The following is a 15,671-nucleotide window of genomic DNA, read 5'->3' as shown; positions in this document are numbered from 1 at the left end:
CCTAGACTGCCGCTGTTCTGTTAAGCTCAAACCATTAGATTACGAATGAACTGCTTCAGCTTTTTTGTTTGCTCTTTTCAAATCTTGTTTACGGCGTTCCTCCAGATACCGTTCCCCATTCTTCTTGTCTGCTGTCAGTGTAAAGCAGGATATGATGGTGAACAGGCCTGCAATGGAACCCAGAATTACATAGGTAATCGGGAAATTTAATACTTCATACATATGCCCCACAATGGGCGAGAAAATGGAAACCACCAGGGAGCCCATAAACAAATACAGCAGGTACATGGTGGAGGACAGGCGCTGGTCAAAGTTAACGGTAATATATTTGAAGATGGCTACCAGAATAAGCGGTTTCTCCAGGGAGTGAATCATCTTCATTGCAGCGACCCATATGGAACCGAATGGCAACGAAGAGCCGATAATACGCAAAGACATAATCGACCCGGCAATAATTAATGCCCATTTGGCAGTCGTTTTGTTTACAAACCAAGGGGTAACGAAAAGGAACACAAATTCCAGGAAAACTTGCACAGCGCTCAAATCGCCAAGGAATTGATTTCCTTCCGCTTTGGAACTGAACTGCGATACGAAGTATGTGGCAAACTGTTGGTCATATACCTCATAAATTTGGGTCACGCCAACCATGAATAGCATAAGAAACCAGAACTTTTTGGTACGTACGAGATGCAGTACATCAATTAGCTTCAACGATTCTGTTTTCTGCTGCTCCTGTCCGGAAATTTCGACTTTGGTCAGGAAGATGCAGATCATGGCAACAATGGCAGATACCGAGGCGATCCAGAAGGTCAGATTTACATTGATATTGATGACCCGTCCAGCAACAAAAGTAGCCGCCGCCCATCCGAGCGAACCCCACATACGAACCCGTCCGTATTCAAAGCCATATTTACGCGAAACTTTGTCCATATACGAATCGACGACACCGTTACCTGCATTAAACACCAGGCCGATAAATAGCGCACCAACAATGGCACCAATGACGAACTGCGTTTGAAGCAATGGACCGTACACATAGATAAAAAAGGGTCCGACGAGCAAAAGGATTGTAAAGAGTATGTACAGCAGATGTTTTCTCAAGCCCAGCTTGTCAGATAAGTAACCGAACAGGGGCTGCATGATCAAGGCGACGATTGAATTAGCCGCGTATAGAAATCCCGTGTAGGTTTGTGAAATTCCCAGGCTTTGTCCCAGCCAAATGACAAAAAAAGACATGGCGGCAGACCATGTAAACAGATAAGCGAAGTTAAAAATACTCAAAGACCAATAGTTGCGTTTTGCCAAATTCATCATGTTTAAGCACCCCTTTAAATTGTAGCGGCTCAAATTGTATACAACGTCAGTATGCATTGTCTGTACTATTAATTGTAAGGATTATTCAGATGCTTCCATAGGGCATTTTCCCAAGATTTCCTGTGCTTATTACAATCAGTTGATAATTCGAATAAAACAGCCGATCCTGATATGGATTAAATATGGTAAAATATACAAAACAGATTATGTATTACTCTTTCGAACAGAGATGAAGAATGCGTATGATTTTAAAGAAATCTAACATAGCGAACGCTTGAGAGTTAACTCACTTTCTTTATCCAAAAGCAACCAGTCAGCTCTTGATGTAAGCGATATGACGGTAACATGAGAATATGCTGTTACATGGGTGTTTGAACTAATTAAAAACTTTTACGAGACCTACCAGGTGTGTGTAACTACATCTACGTCTTGTAAGAAATAAGTCCTAAGTGTAAAATTCCCTTATAGTTCATTAAGCTCACTAAGTAGGAGGAGAAACATAGGGTAGCATCATAATTGTAAAAGCAAGGGGATGAAGTGATTCATTTTGCAAGTACAAAGTTACTTGAAACAGTGATCGTATATAGAGTATTGTGTAACGACGAGTTAAGACGAAACCCACTCACCCTAAAGGCACAGGTTATCACCCTACACTAGTCAGAAGGGGGGAGCGGATGGCTGTCCCTGATTGGTGATGGCATTTAGATCGAACTGAGCATTATTTGTGAAAAGCACCAGATTACATACTCTAGGCAATCAGATACCGTTCTTTGGATGCAACATGGGCTACGTCCCTATTAACATATATTATACAAATTAAAGAGAAAACGAATAAAAACAAAATGTTGTGAATTCGTAGTTGGAGGATTTATTATGTCGAAAAGTGTTTCTTCGTCCTTTATTATCATTATAGGATCAATGCTATTTGCCTTATTTTTTGGTGCAGGGAATCTAATCTTTCCACCTATGCTTGGGCAAATGGCTGGAAAGAATGTATGGATAGCCAATGCAGGTTTCTTGGTTACTGGAGTTGGCTTACCATTACTAGCCGTCACAGCCTTTGTTTTTTCGGGCAAAAGCAATTTGCAAACTTTAGCGAGTCGTGTACATCCTGTATTCGGCATTGTCTTTACAACTATTCTTTATCTAGCCATCGGGCCTTTATATGCAATTCCTAGAACCGGTAGTGTGTCATTTGAAATTGGAGTAAAACCTTTTTTTTCAAACAATGCAGATCATCCTGTCGCACTTTTTGTATTTACTATCCTTTTTTTTGCAGTTGCATGTTTGTTATCACTTAATCCTACAAAAATTATTGATGTAATCGGAAAGTTTTTAACACCCATTAAATTGACATTCATTGGATTACTTGTGATTGTAGCTATTATTCACCCAATAGGAAAGTTCCAAGAACCTGCGGAGGGTTATACATCGAATGTCTTTTTCAAAGGCTTTCAAGAGGGTTATTTAACATTGGACGCTCTTGTAGCCTTTATTTTTGGAATTATCATTGTGAATGCAATTAAGGATAGAGGAGTTACTTCCAAAAAAGAGTTGATGATCATTTGTGCCAAAGCGATAGCAATTGCGGTTATACTCTTAGCTTTTATCTATACGTCTCTTTCATACATGGGAGCTTCTAGCGTTGAAAAATTGGGTGTTTTAGGAAATGGGGCTGAGGTGTTAGCTAAGGTTTCCTCCTATTATTTTGGATCTTATGGTTCTATTCTATTAGGCTTAATGATTACAGTAGCGTGTTTAACGACAAGTGTGGGGCTTATCACTTCCTGCTCTTCCTTTTTTCATGGATTATTTCCAAAAGTCTCTTATAAAAGAGTTGCTCTCATGTTATCTATATTTAGTACCCTTGTAGCTAACATAGGTTTAACTCAGCTCATTAAGGTTTCAACGCCAGTATTAATGGCAATATATCCTATTGCTATTTCTCTAATATTTTTAACTTTTTTACATCCCATATTTAAAGGAAGGTCAGAAGTATATCAAGGCAGTTTGATATTAACCTTTATCATTAGTTTATTTGATGGCTTGAATGCTGCTGGAATAAAAATTAATGTAATTAATGATTTTTTCACTCATCTTCTTCCATTATATAATGTAGGGTTAGGGTGGTTAATTCCCTCTGTTTTAGGAGGCGTAGCTGGCTACATATTTACTAAGTTAAGAGGAAGAAAAATAATTTTAGTACTTATGAAGCCCAAAAAAAATAAATGATTTATCCTATGCATATTAGTCTGTTATATAAGGGACAGCAAGCGCCTGATCTGCTTCGTGCTGCTTACGGTACTGCGAAGGGGTCAGGCCGTTCCATTTTTTAAAGGTCGCAATAAAATAGCTTAGATTGTCAAAACCAACATCCAGCGCAATATCAACCACTTTGCGATCACTTTGCTCCAGCAACCTGCAAGCCTTTTGAATCCGATGATAGTTAATATATTCTACCGGGCTTTTCTGAACCATCTGCTTAAAAAAACGGCAAAAATGCCCCTCACTCATTCCAATCTCATCTGCGATCTCCCGTAAACGTATAGGCTCATGAGCATGACTGTTAATATACACCAGCGCTTTTTTGATCCGTTCAACTTTATTGCGTTGCCCTGCCATAATCACATCCTCTCCGTTAGCGGGGGTCATGTGTGGGTACAGACAGGCGATCATGCTATAGAGCTGCGCCTTGGTCGCCAGTTCACGGGCAGGCGCATTCTGCTCATGGCTGGTGATAATGTGTCGCAATGCAGCCAGCACCTCTTGCTCCCAGGGCTGCACGCCGCGAATGTGAGGGGGAGGGACAAGCTTTTTACTGATAAATGGGTCAATAAACTGCGTTTGCACCGTATCCTGCGTGCGGCTGTGCAGCATGTCGGGGTGAAACACCACCGCAGAAAATACGCAACGAGCGCTTTTTTGTAAATAACCTGCATGAAGCTCGCCGCTGTTGACAAAAAGAGCTTCACCTTCGTTCACCTCCGTATAGACCATATCCGTCTGAAATATGGCGCTCCCCTGTTCCACTACGATAAACTCCATCTCCTCATGCCAATGGGACTCCAGTACACTATTTCCATTTAGCTGCTCTACGCTCGGATATACGCTGACCGGATACATGGGATTGCCGTGAATTCGATTTTCCCGCAACATTTCTCTTTGCATTTCTATGACTCCTTTTCCGCAAACTGATTTATATATAAAACATCAAAATATTGATACAATACGTCAAAATAAAAGAAGTAAACCCTTACATAAATCAATATTATTATAGTAAGGATTTCGAAAAAATCCAACAAGCGATTTGGGATTAAGAAAATAAAGATTGAAGCGGAGGAAGAAACAGATGAAATTTACTGATGGCTATTGGATGGTTCGCAAGGGCTATGAAATACAAAATCCTGCTGAAATCCGTGATATTGTGACGGACGATGCTTCCATGACGGTATATGCAGCCACCCACCGGATCGAGCATAAAGGAGATACGCTGAACGGAGCGTTGCTGAAAGCGACCTACAGCTCGCCTATGCCGAATGTCATTCAGGTGCGTCTGAACCACCATAAGGGACGGGTGCATCAGGGACCGAATTTTGAAATTCACACCTTGCCAACAGAGGTAGACATTACGGTGGATGAGGACGTAGCGGTACTGAAAAGCGGCGATCTGAGTGTGCGAGTCGGCCGTGGGAAGAGCTGGGATGTAGGCTTTTATGTCGAGGATCGCAAAGTCACAGGCAGCGGACATCGGGGACCAGGCTATATTACAGACCCGCAGGATCAGCCTTTTTTCCGGGAACAGCTGGAGCTGGGCATCGGTGAGTACGTATACGGACTTGGAGAGCGTTTCACTCCATTCGTAAAAAATGGCCAGGTAGTTGATATCTGGAATGAAGATGGCGGGACTAGCAGTGAGCAGGCATATAAAAACATTCCATTCTATCTATCTAATAAAGGGTATGGTGTGTTCGTCAACCATCCAGAAAAGGTATCCTATGAGATTGCATCGGAAAATGTATCAAAGGTTCAGTTTAGCGTCTCCGGCGAATCGTTAGAGTATTTTATTATTGGTGGAGCTAACCCTAAAGAAGTACTGGACAATTACACCAAGCTGACGGGTAAGCCTGCATTACCACCAGCCTGGACCTTTGGTTTGTGGCTGACCACTTCGTTCACAACAGATTATGATGAAGCGACAGTGAACCATTTTGTCGACGGGATGGCTGAGCGGGATCTGCCACTCTCGGTATTCCATTTTGACTGCTTCTGGATGAAGGAATACCAATGGTGCGATTTCCAGTGGGATCAAGACATGTTCCCGGACCCGGAAGGCATGCTGCAGAGATTGAAGGCAAAGGGTCTCAAAATTTGTGCATGGATCAATCCGTATATTGCGGAAAAATCCATTTTGTTCGATGAAGGTATGGAGAATGGTTATCTGGTCAAAACCGCCGATGGCAGCGTGTGGCAATGGGATATGTGGCAGGCGGGGATGGGGCTGGTTGACTTCACGAATCCGGCTGCAGTCGCCTGGTACCAGGAAAAGCTCAAGGTGTTGGTAGATCAGGGGGTGGATTGCTTTAAAACTGATTTTGGCGAGCGCATCCCTACCCATGTGGTATATCATGACGGCTCTGATCCAATGAAGATGCATAATTATTATACGCATTTGTACAACAAGGCTGTATTTGATGTGCTGGAGGAAAAGCTGGGTAAAAATGAAGCCGCGTTATTTGCGCGTTCCGCTACAGCCGGGGGGCAACAGTTCCCGGTTCACTGGGGCGGAGACTGCTCGTCGACGTATGAGTCGATGGCGGAATCCTTGCGAGGCGGTTTGTCGCTTGGTTTGAGCGGCTTCGGCTTCTGGAGCCATGATATTAGCGGCTTTGAGTTAACGGCTGCGCCGGACGTGTACAAACGGTGGGTACAATTCGGGCTTCTGTCCTCTCATAGCCGTTTGCACGGAAACGAATCCTATCGCGTGCCTTGGCTGTTTGATGAAGAATCAGTCGACGTGGTGCGCAGCTTTACAAAACTCAAATGCTCGCTAATGCCATACCTGTATCCTTCTGCTGTGGAATCCTCAGTAAAGGGACTGCCGATGATGCGGGCTATGGTATTGGAATTCCCGCAGGACCCAACCTGTGCAACGCTGGATCTGCAATACATGCTGGGGGATTCCATTTTGGTAGCCCCGATCTTTAATAAAGAAGGCAATGTGCAGTATTATGTACCAGAGGGTAAGTGGACAAATTTACTTACGAATGAGAGCGTGTTAGGTGGTCGTTGGGTTAACGAGCATCATGATTTTACAACTTTGCCTGTGCTCGTGAAGCCGAACACACTTTTGGCAATCGGTCATGAGAACAGTCGTCCGGATTATGATTATGCTGATCAAGTGGCGCTTCATTTGTTTGAACTTGGTGAGGGGCAACAGGCTCGAACGATTATCGTGAATACGTCAGGTGAAGAAGAGCTAACGGTTACTGCTAGCCGCAAGAATTCTGTCATTACGGTGAAGGCAGAAGGTGCTGTTAAACCATGGTCGATAGTCCTGCGCGGTATCCACGAGGCTGTTCAAGTGGAGGAAGGCAGCAGCCAGTCGGGAGAACAGGGTGTAATCATTACACCAGCTTCCAGCGGACAGCAAGAGCTTACGATTCACTTGGGCTAGGTAAGGCGCTAGAAAGTGGATGAAGTATGTCATAATGTAGCGATTATATGCAAAAAAAGGCTTGCCTGATCCAATAGGCAAGCCTTTTTTGATGCAGATTTTTGATAGAGACCAGTTGCAACTTTTAGCTTTGGTGTTTATTTCTATTTATTCTGCTGGAGTAGCAGCGGTACAATATACTGCCGGAAAATATCTACAGGAGTCCTTTTCTTTTTAAATCTATCAGCGGTAACGACAACAACCATGTCATACGAGGGGACGACAACAATATATTGCCCACCAAAGCCGAGAGCGTAAAAATAGTCCGTTTCAGTTCCTATCTCTGTTTCATCTGAAAAGGAAGAAGTCCACCAGTGCCAGCCGTAAAATGCCTTTTGTGGTTTGGCAGCAGGAAGAAACGGACGGGTTGAATATCGGACTGTCTCTGTTTGGATGATCTGCCGTCCTTCCCAGCCTCCTTGGTTCAGATAAAGCCGCCCGAATTTGAGCATGTCCATCGGCCTGAGATGCAGTCCGAATCCACCCGTATGAGTACCCTGAGGATCGGTTTCCCAATGATAGCTTTCGATACTGAGAGGTTGGAATAATTGCTGCTCGGCAAATTCAGCAACTGTTTGTCCAGAAACATTACGTAGTATGGTGGCCAAAAGTTGAGAACAGCCAGAACTGTATTCCATTCGCGTACCTGGCACATCCGATAATGGCTGTGAAAGCACAAATTGCACCCAGTCTGACGTTTTGCTCATGGTAGGAAAAGAATTTTGTCCGCCAAATTCCGTCCAGTTAAAGCCTGCGGACATCGTCAGCAGATGTTCAATCGTAATATCACGCTTACGAGAATCACTATCTGTGGCCAACTGGGGAAAGAATTCGAGGATCGGCGTCTCCGGTTTCGCTCCCCGTTGCTGGTCCATAGCGATACTAACTAATGCGGAAATCACGCTTTTGGTACAGGAATTTATTTTATAGAGTTCATTAGCAATTTGAGGTTCACGATAGTAATTCATGATCATGTTACCCTGCTGCTCAATAAGGCAGCTGCGGGTTTCCAATTCGTTAAGCACGTGAATAAGCGGTTTTAGTTCCAGACTTTTCATGCAGATCCTCCTTGAGGCTTATGGCATAGCAATACATAGTATATCATTTTAATAGTCCGAAATTCGAAGAGTACAAACTGAAAACAGTTCATTTACTAATTTTGAATTTTTTTGTTCTTTGATATTAAAAAAGATATATATGTTCACTGAATAGACACAAGTATATTTAAAAATCTATACACTTTTTCTGTTTCATTCAAAAAAACAATCGAATAAAACGATATATAGTAAGTTGGACATTTTATTCAGAAATAACTGGGGGACCGATTCATGAATTTAACAATTAAGGCCAAAATGATTCTTAGCGCGATACTGATTCCGAGTGTGATTGCAGCTATGCTGCTGACCAATTACATTTTAAGCGTACATAGTGAGAATGAGTACAAGGATATTATGAATCGTGAAGAGGCTATTGCGTATAACTCGAAGTCTCTTCAATTTTTGTTAAACGGCATATCTAATGATGAGCGGGCATATTTGCTAACTCGTGATGAACAGTACGGGCGAGAGATCGGAAACAAGCAAAGTGAAGTTGCAAAGTTGCTACAGGAGACAGAAGCTCTGCTTAATACAGGTAATGAGGATTCTAAGAAAAAAATGACTGATCTCAAGACGGGGATTAATACTTACATGAATCAAGTTCATCGTTTACTGACTACAGCGGGGTATCAGAGTACAAGAGACGATGCTTTCCCGCCATTTTCTGATTTGCTCGATGATTTTGAAAACGAACGGGTGTTGCGTAAGCAACTTGATACCAAGGTAGTAGCCTTTGTCAAAGCTCAAGAAGATATGGTAACGGTGAAAGTACAGCAAGCGCACCAAACGATGACGAATACATCCTTGATTACGAGTATTGTAGGACTTCTAGTTATCATTTACAGTATTGTTCAATCCATCGTTTTGATTCGTTCAATTCGTCCATTACACCATATGAATGAGCAGCTGTTGGAAATGTCTGAAGGTGGGGGAGATTTGCGTAGCCGACTGGATATTACGTCCAAAGACGAAATCGGTATGATTGCAAGCTCTTACAACAAGCTTATTGAGGGGTTCCGCAGTATTATAGTGGATGCTCAGGATACGGCGCGTACATTAACCGTAACCGCAGAGCGGGTTAGCGTAAGTACAGAGGAAATGAATCAGGCCAATCGTCATACTTCCGGTGTAATGGAAGAGCTAGCGGCTGGTATGGAGCATCAGGTCGATGATATTACACAAACTACAGATACCGTAAAAGAGCTAGCCCACGAACTGGAGCATATTGCAGCTACGAGCCAGCAGGTGTATGAGTTGTCTGATACAGCCGCTAAAGATGCAGAAGCAGGAGAACAATCTATAGGTCAGGCTATGCTTCAGATGGAGAAGGTAAGCGAAAGTGTAGACAGCTCTGCACGTGCTGTACGTTCACTTAGTGAACAGGCCGAACAGATTGGCATGATCGGAGCTGTTATTACTGGGATAGCCAAACAGACAGGAATGCTGGCGCTCAACGCGTCGATTGAAGCGGCAAGAGCCGGAGAGCAGGGCAAAGGATTTGCAGTTGTAGCCTCTGAGGTAAGAAGATTGGCCGAGCAGGTATCGGTTTCAGCAGCAGAAATCACACAATTTGTGCAAAATATTCAGGAGCATGTTGGAAATGTCGCTTCCAGTATGCAGACAGGGACGGTTGAAGTGCAGTCTGGCGTAAAGGTTATGCAATCCGCAGAAACCGCATTTCGTCAGATTGGAAGTTCCATTCAACTGGTCAGCGAACAGATTCACAGTGTAAATCGGTCTGTAGAACAGATGTCCGGCGGTTCCGAGCGAATGGTGGAAGCGGTGGAACGCATACGTGAAGTAGCAGAGCAGTCGGCAGGGGGAACCCAGAGCGTCAGTGCGGCAGCTGAAGAGCAGCTGGCTTCCATGGAGGAAATTGCATCATCTATTCATACACTGGCGGATATGTCGCAACTGCTGAATGCAAGGGTCGGTGGATTTAAAGTGTAACCGCATAAATCCCCACCAATGTAAACACAATAACATCTGTTGAACGAATCAGAACAGCTGTGTTATTACTTTTGCAAAGGTGGTAACGGGATGCAACAAAATAAAGGGAATCTGCTTGCGTTAGGTTCCATCCCGCTGATGATGACGCTGGGTAATTCCATGCTGATTCCTGTTTTACCGGAAATCGGACGTAAGCTACATGTAAGCTCTTTTCGGATTAGCATGTTGATTACAGTATATGCGGTAGTGGCCATTTTACTGATACCGATTGCGGGCTATCTCTCCGACCGATTTGGCCGTAAGGCGGTGATTGTTCCCTGTCTGATTCTGACTGTGATTGGAGGGGGGATTTCTGCGGCGGGAGCATGGCTGCTTCACGATTCGGCAGCATACTGGACCATTATTGGAGGCCGTCTACTTCAGGGTGCGGGAGCGGCAGGGGCTTTTCCTATAGTCATTCCGCTTGTAGGTGATTTGTACGAAAACGAGGATGAGGCCAGCAAGAACCTGGGCGTCGTCGAGACCTACAACACATTCGGTAAAGTGTTAAGTCCGATCCTCGGTGCCGCGTTGGGAGCAGTTCTATGGTTTTTGCCATTGGCAGTAATTCCAGGACTCTGTCTGATTTCGCTCATTTTGGTGCTTTGGCTGATCCATGTGCCCAAACGTAAGAACCAACCGATTATGTTTCGAGAGTTTGTGGGAAATGTGAAGCGGGTGCTTGCTGAAAAAGGACGCTGGCTCTATGCTATTTTCGCTATGGGCGGTATTTGCATGTTTGTCATTTTTGGCGTCTTGTTTTACTTATCCGACATACTAGAAAGTCGTTACAACCTCCGTGGAGTCTGGAAAGGTTTTGTGCTGGCCATTCCGCTTATTTCCCTCTGTCTGTGCTCTTATGTAGGAGGCAAGATTATCGGCAAGCACAAAAAGCGCATGAAATGGATCGGTTTCAGCGGTTTGGCCATATTGACGATCAGCTTTGCCATTCTCGGATTTTTTCAACATATTTATGCGGTGATTGGGTTGTTTACGTTAGGGGGAGGCGGAATTGGGCTCGCATTGCCTTGTTTGGATGCCCTGATTACGAAGGGAATTGAAAAAGAGGAGCGCGGAACCATTACTTCGTTGTACAGCAGCATGCGCTTTGTCGGGGTATCGCTAGGCCCTCCGGTTGTTTCCTTGCTGCTGGGTCGCAGTGGACATGGTCTGCTCTTTGGCGTGATGGCCGCAGTGGGAGGCATTGCAGCTCTGCTGATGCTGTTTGCGGTCAAACCCAAGCAGGATGAACCAACAGATGACAAATCCAGTGACCGTATGAGTGTAAATGAGGAGCTGACAGGCTTGTCCCGAGAAAAGCCTCTTTCTCCCAAGCTAAGACACAAAACTCCTGCGAAATAAAATGAAAAAGCACCCGTTGTCCACACAACCATGGCAACGGGTGCTTTTGATTATAAGCAGTTATAAACTAAATGTATTTGAAAACAATAGCTTTACCCATTGAGAGAAACATGCGATTTAGGCTTACGGCTTGCGATGATTTGTATAACATAGATCAGCAAAAACAGTATAATAAACAGCGAGGAAAGGCGGTACATCCACGCATAATCACTTGCTTTGGCAATAATGCCAAGTATAAGCGCACCGGCTGCAACCCCGAAATCTAGGGAATTGAGAAACATACCATTTGCCATGCCTCTTTGTTTAGGAGATACAATCTGAATCATCCAGGTTTGCAGGGTTGGCTGCATCACACCAAATCCGATACCGTAGCAAAGAGCCGACACATACATGAAATCATCACTGTGCGCGTAGGAAAGCAGGAGCAGACCGCCAATTAAAAAGAGGGAGCCGGGGATGAGCAGTGCTTTTGCTCCTTTTTTGTCATAAATACGGCCTGAGAAGGGACGCACAATCAGCACGGATACTGCATTAAACAGGAAAAAATAGGCCGGGTGCGCCAGATTTGCTTCATCCCCGTAAAGCGCCATAAAGCCGAGTAGCCCACCATATGTGATAGACATCAGCATGTTCAACAAAGCGGGAACCCACAATTTACGGTTAAATGCCGGTTTTCGCCCTTCTTCCAAAGGAATCATAGGGGGTTCGATGTGCCCTTTGGGTAGTGTACGAATCAGCCAGTAAGCCAGCGGGAATATCACAACAATTACGGCTGCTGTCGTATAGGCAAGCAGGTTAAAGCTCCCGTATTGCAGCATCGAAATGCCGATGGTTGGCCCAATCGACATCGCTAGACTGGTGGATAAACTAAAATACCCCATTCCTTCACCAAGGCGCTTGGACGGGATGACGTCAGAGGCCATCGTTGGAAAAGCCGTACTGCTCATACCGAAGCCGATCCCGAATAACATCCGCATGAGCAGCAGCACTGTAATCGTCGGCGAAACACTGTACCCCAGCGTTCCTGCCAATGCAAACAGCAGCCCTACGAAGATCAGAGTGCTGCGATGCCCTTTTTCCAGCATACGGGCGGAAAAGAGCCGTGCCGCAATCGCACTTAAAGCAAATAAAGTGGTAACGAGACTAACCTGAACGGAACTAGCGTGGAATGTATTTTTCACATAAGAAGGAATAGAGGATAGAATCATCTGTAATTCCAAAAACAAAAATAAATTGGAAACCGTAAGAACAATAAATTCCTTGGTCCAAAGAGGTTGCTTGCTTTGTTGCATATTAATCGTTATCTCCTTGTTTTTCTGATTCGGTCATGTTGGCGTGAATTTGTAAAAGAGTCTGGCGGAATTGCTCCAGATCGGCTGAGGAAATTCTTCTTACAAAATCGTGATTGGCATCATATTCAATAGGAAGAATCTCTTTTACAAGCTGTCGGCCTGCTTCAGTCAAATGAAGTAAATAGGCTCGACGATCCTGAGGGCTATTCACACGCCGTACCCAGCCCTTCTTGTCTAATAAATCAATAATTCGAGTCGTGGTCGGCTGGTCCTTCACGGCCTTAGCTGCAATTTCTTTCTGATTTAAACCCTCAGCCTGATAGATTTGGTACAGAACCGACCATTGCTCTGGGGAAATATCATAAGGCTTGAGACGCTGCAAGAGCTGCTGACTCATTTTGCGGTGAGTAATCCCGAGCAACATCCCAATGGAACAATCGGGAGGCAAGTTATTCATAAGGTACTCCTTTCTGTTTCCCGTACATAAATTACTTTGAAATCAATTAGTTGTTATAACAATTATATGAACAACAAGTTATTTTGTCAAAAAAAGTTGTTCGGCGTTTTTAATTCTGCCATCACTAAAGCCAAAATATAAAAACAGCCCGTAAAATACGGGCTGTTTGGGTTAATGCAATATCGTTTGCCATGACTGGCGAATTAAGCTTTAGGTACGGTTTCCCAGTCCTTCAGGAAGCGTTCGATACCACTGTCTGTCAGCGGGTGTTTCCACAGAGAAGGGAGCAAGGAACCTGGAATGGTGGCAATATGTGCACCAGACAGAGCAGCATCTTCTACATGCTTAATGTTGCGGATGGATGCCGCGATGATTTCGGATTTCAGACCATGGATGTCCAAAATTTGTCTTAGTTCACGAATCAGCTTCATACCATCAACAGCGATATCATCCAGACGTCCTACGAATGGGCTGATAAAAGTAGCGCCAGCTTTGGCTGCCATCAAACCTTGAGCCGCGGAGAAAATCAGTGTTACATTCGTTTTGATTCCGTTCTTGGTCAGCTCGTTACAAGCGTACAAGCCGTCTTCGGTCATAGGAAGCTTGATAACCACGTTCGGTGCCCACTTGGCGATATCATAAGCTTCTTTGAGCATATCTTCAGCCTTCAGGCCAATAACCTCAGCACTTACGGGACCTTCAACGATACTGCAAATCTCCTGAATGACTTCCTTGAACACTCGACCTTCTTTAGCGATCAGTGAAGGGTTCGTTGTTACACCATCAACCAGACCCAAACGTTCAATACGTTTGATTTCTTCAATGTTACCAGTATCCAAGAAAAATTTCATTTGATTTCCTCCTCAGGTTTATATAATTCATAATACATATCACATGCGATGTACACTAGCTCATTTAAATGTAGCATATTGCACACGTTAAACTTATAATTAGTATGTATTACATCCTTAATTGTGACACATTTTAAATTTGAAAACAAGCTGTCTATGATTAAAATTTGATGAATTGTCGGAAGATGCTGAAATTTACCGATCTATGCTCATTTATAATATATACTACCCCACTTCATAAGGAGGTAATCATTATTCAACTGTCTGAAAGACAGCGGGAAATTGTTGATATTGTCCAGCGTCTGGCACCTGTAACAGGGGATAAAATTGCTGAAACACTGGGACTGACGCGTCCGACTCTCCGTTCTGATCTTGCTCTGCTCGTTATGCTCGGGCTGGTGGATGCCAAGCCGAAGGTAGGCTACTTGCCAGGACGTTACCCCAAATATGATAGTCATATCGGCAACATGCTCAAAAAGCTGACTGTGGCGGATATACTTAGTGATCCGATTTTGATTTCCGGTGAAACGACCGCCTATGATGCGGTGCTGATGCTGTTTCAGCAAAATACAGGCACGCTGATGGTCACAGGGGAGGAGCAGGAGCTCATTGGAATTGTTACGCGCAAGGATTTGCTGAAGGTCATGCTGGGGCATACCGATCTTCACACCGTCCCGGTGACCATGGCAATGACGCGCCGGGCCCAAATGACGACGCTTGCTCCAGAAGACTCTTTACTGGAAGCGATATCGAGACTGATTCGGCATCAGGTCAATTGTCTTCCAGTTTTGGACGAGCAATGTAGCTCCTCAACTCCAATTCAAGGGTTGGTAGGGCGGGTTACGAAAACGGACATCATGAACGCCATTCTGAGCTTGACAGAAGAAAAAACGTAAAAGATGAATAAGGGGGCCTTGTATGTATTGGTTGGCCATGCTGACGATGCTGATTGACCATGTCGGACTTGTGTTTTTTCCGACGGATCCGGCTTGGAGAATTGCCGGCAGACTTGCTTTTCCAATCTATGCCTACGCGCTGTATATGGGGTATACCCGTACCCGAGATATGCGGAGCTATATGCTCCGTCTACTCGGGCTGGCTCTGATTTCTCAGGTGCCCTATATGCTGGCGTTTGATATATACAGACCGAATGTAATCTGGACGCTACTGGCCTCGTTGCTCGCGCTGGCTGCTGCATCCTGCTTGAAGCATTGGGCGGCTGTAACGGGTCTGTACGTCCTTACAGCTCTGGTCATGGAGTTCAGCCAGATGGATTACGGGGCCTATGGTCTACTGCTGGTTCTCATTTATCGATACACTCGCTCATATATGATGATTGCAGCCCATTTTGCTTTGAACGTTGTGTATGATATGGTGCACCACGCAAATCTCCAACACTTTAGTCTGCTGTCCAGCATTCTGATCGTATGTTTTGCAACGGGAGAAAGCGGATTTTATAGTCGGGTACCGCGCTGGTTGTGGCGTAGCTTTTACCCGGTACATCTGGCTGTTATCGCGACAATTCGCATCTGGCCCTAATCTACATCTCATACAACAAAAGAACCTTTAAAACCACGACATAAATGGTTTTAAAGG

General features: G+C 44.4%; 12 protein-coding genes. 6 read left to right on the top strand and 6 right to left on the bottom strand.

Translation table 11 applies throughout. From position 1 onward, the window contains the following. Nucleotides 1-39: 39 nt before the first annotated feature. Nucleotides 40-1,314, bottom strand: a complete 1,275-nt coding sequence (locus MHB54_RS03125) for an oligosaccharide MFS transporter (RefSeq protein WP_034095014.1) — start codon at nt 1,312-1,314, stop codon at nt 40-42. Between the two features lie 873 nt (nt 1,315-2,187). On the opposite strand from MHB54_RS03125, the gene brnQ reads away from it, so the two are divergent. Further along, complete coding sequence (gene brnQ, locus MHB54_RS03120) at nt 2,188-3,546, top strand: branched-chain amino acid transport system II carrier protein (protein WP_076156945.1); 1,359 nt, start codon at nt 2,188-2,190, stop codon at nt 3,544-3,546. A 15-nt stretch (nt 3,547-3,561) separates the two neighbouring features. Here brnQ and MHB54_RS03115 read toward each other — a convergent pair whose 3' ends face one another. Then, nucleotides 3,562-4,482 (bottom strand): AraC family transcriptional regulator, encoded by a 921-nt coding sequence (locus MHB54_RS03115; RefSeq protein WP_028542770.1) that lies wholly within the window; start codon nt 4,480-4,482, stop codon nt 3,562-3,564. A 181-nt stretch (nt 4,483-4,663) separates the two neighbouring features. On the opposite strand from MHB54_RS03115, the gene yicI reads away from it, so the two are divergent. Beyond that, entirely contained in the window at nt 4,664-6,988 is a 2,325-nt protein-coding gene (gene yicI / locus MHB54_RS03110) for an alpha-xylosidase (protein WP_076156938.1), read from the top strand. Between the two features lie 143 nt (nt 6,989-7,131). Here yicI and MHB54_RS03105 read toward each other — a convergent pair whose 3' ends face one another. Continuing rightward, nucleotides 7,132-8,085, bottom strand: coding sequence for a serine hydrolase domain-containing protein (locus MHB54_RS03105; protein WP_264453907.1), 954 nt, complete (start codon nt 8,083-8,085; stop codon nt 7,132-7,134). A 270-nt stretch (nt 8,086-8,355) separates the two neighbouring features. Here MHB54_RS03105 and MHB54_RS03100 point away from each other — a divergent pair, with 270 nt between their 5' ends. Together MHB54_RS03100 and MHB54_RS03095 are read left to right on the top strand one after the other, a co-directional pair. After that, nucleotides 8,356-10,074, top strand: a complete 1,719-nt coding sequence (locus tag MHB54_RS03100) for a methyl-accepting chemotaxis protein (protein ID WP_023988114.1) — start codon at nt 8,356-8,358, stop codon at nt 10,072-10,074. Nucleotides 10,075-10,164: 90 nt separating this feature from the next. Continuing rightward, nucleotides 10,165-11,475, top strand: a complete 1,311-nt coding sequence (locus MHB54_RS03095; protein WP_076156932.1) for an MFS transporter — start codon at nt 10,165-10,167, stop codon at nt 11,473-11,475. A 92-nt stretch (nt 11,476-11,567) separates the two neighbouring features. On the opposite strand, the gene MHB54_RS03090 is transcribed toward MHB54_RS03095, so the two are convergent. From MHB54_RS03090 to fsa, 3 genes are all read right to left on the bottom strand, one after another. Then, nucleotides 11,568-12,767: an MFS transporter gene (locus MHB54_RS03090; protein WP_264453906.1), complete on the bottom strand. Its 1,200-nt coding sequence runs from the start codon at nt 12,765-12,767 to the stop codon at nt 11,568-11,570. Between the two features lies 1 nt (nt 12,768). Beyond that, nucleotides 12,769-13,224, bottom strand: a complete 456-nt coding sequence (locus MHB54_RS03085; RefSeq protein ID WP_023988117.1) for a MarR family winged helix-turn-helix transcriptional regulator — start codon at nt 13,222-13,224, stop codon at nt 12,769-12,771. Nucleotides 13,225-13,427: 203 nt separating this feature from the next. Then, nucleotides 13,428-14,075: a fructose-6-phosphate aldolase gene (gene fsa / locus MHB54_RS03080; RefSeq protein WP_013309811.1), complete on the bottom strand. Its 648-nt coding sequence runs from the start codon at nt 14,073-14,075 to the stop codon at nt 13,428-13,430. 185 nt (nt 14,076-14,260) lie between these two features. On the opposite strand from fsa, the gene MHB54_RS03075 reads away from it, so the two are divergent. After that, nucleotides 14,261-14,971, top strand: coding sequence for a CBS domain-containing protein (locus MHB54_RS03075; protein WP_028542764.1), 711 nt, complete (start codon nt 14,261-14,263; stop codon nt 14,969-14,971). 22 nt (nt 14,972-14,993) lie between these two features. Then, complete coding sequence (locus MHB54_RS03070; protein WP_264453905.1) at nt 14,994-15,614, top strand: conjugal transfer protein TraX; 621 nt, start codon at nt 14,994-14,996, stop codon at nt 15,612-15,614. Nucleotides 15,615-15,671 lie beyond the last annotated feature (57 nt).

Source organism: Paenibacillus sp. FSL M7-0802 (assembly GCF_038004945.1).
Lineage (GTDB): Bacteria > Bacillota > Bacilli > Paenibacillales > Paenibacillaceae > Paenibacillus > Paenibacillus polymyxa_B.
This window is presented reverse-complemented; position numbering and strand designations above follow the sequence as displayed.

Coding starts and splice junctions, on each gene's coding strand:
- yicI (WP_076156938.1), top strand. CDS start 4,664: ATGAAATTTACTGATGGCTATTGGATGGTTCGCAAGGGCTATGAAATA.
- MHB54_RS03105 (WP_264453907.1), bottom strand. CDS start 8,085: ATGAAAAGTCTGGAACTAAAACCGCTTATTCACGTGCTTAACGAATTG.
- brnQ (WP_076156945.1), top strand. CDS start 2,188: ATGTCGAAAAGTGTTTCTTCGTCCTTTATTATCATTATAGGATCAATG.
- MHB54_RS03115 (WP_028542770.1), bottom strand. CDS start 4,482: ATGCAAAGAGAAATGTTGCGGGAAAATCGAATTCACGGCAATCCCATG.
- MHB54_RS03085 (WP_023988117.1), bottom strand. CDS start 13,224: ATGAATAACTTGCCTCCCGATTGTTCCATTGGGATGTTGCTCGGGATT.
- MHB54_RS03125 (WP_034095014.1), bottom strand. CDS start 1,314: ATGATGAATTTGGCAAAACGCAACTATTGGTCTTTGAGTATTTTTAAC.
- MHB54_RS03070 (WP_264453905.1), top strand. CDS start 14,994: ATGTATTGGTTGGCCATGCTGACGATGCTGATTGACCATGTCGGACTT.
- fsa (WP_013309811.1), bottom strand. CDS start 14,075: ATGAAATTTTTCTTGGATACTGGTAACATTGAAGAAATCAAACGTATT.
- MHB54_RS03075 (WP_028542764.1), top strand. CDS start 14,261: ATGCTGAAATTTACCGATCTATGCTCATTTATAATATATACTACCCCA.
- MHB54_RS03095 (WP_076156932.1), top strand. CDS start 10,165: ATGCAACAAAATAAAGGGAATCTGCTTGCGTTAGGTTCCATCCCGCTG.
- MHB54_RS03100 (WP_023988114.1), top strand. CDS start 8,356: ATGAATTTAACAATTAAGGCCAAAATGATTCTTAGCGCGATACTGATT.
- MHB54_RS03090 (WP_264453906.1), bottom strand. CDS start 12,767: ATGCAACAAAGCAAGCAACCTCTTTGGACCAAGGAATTTATTGTTCTT.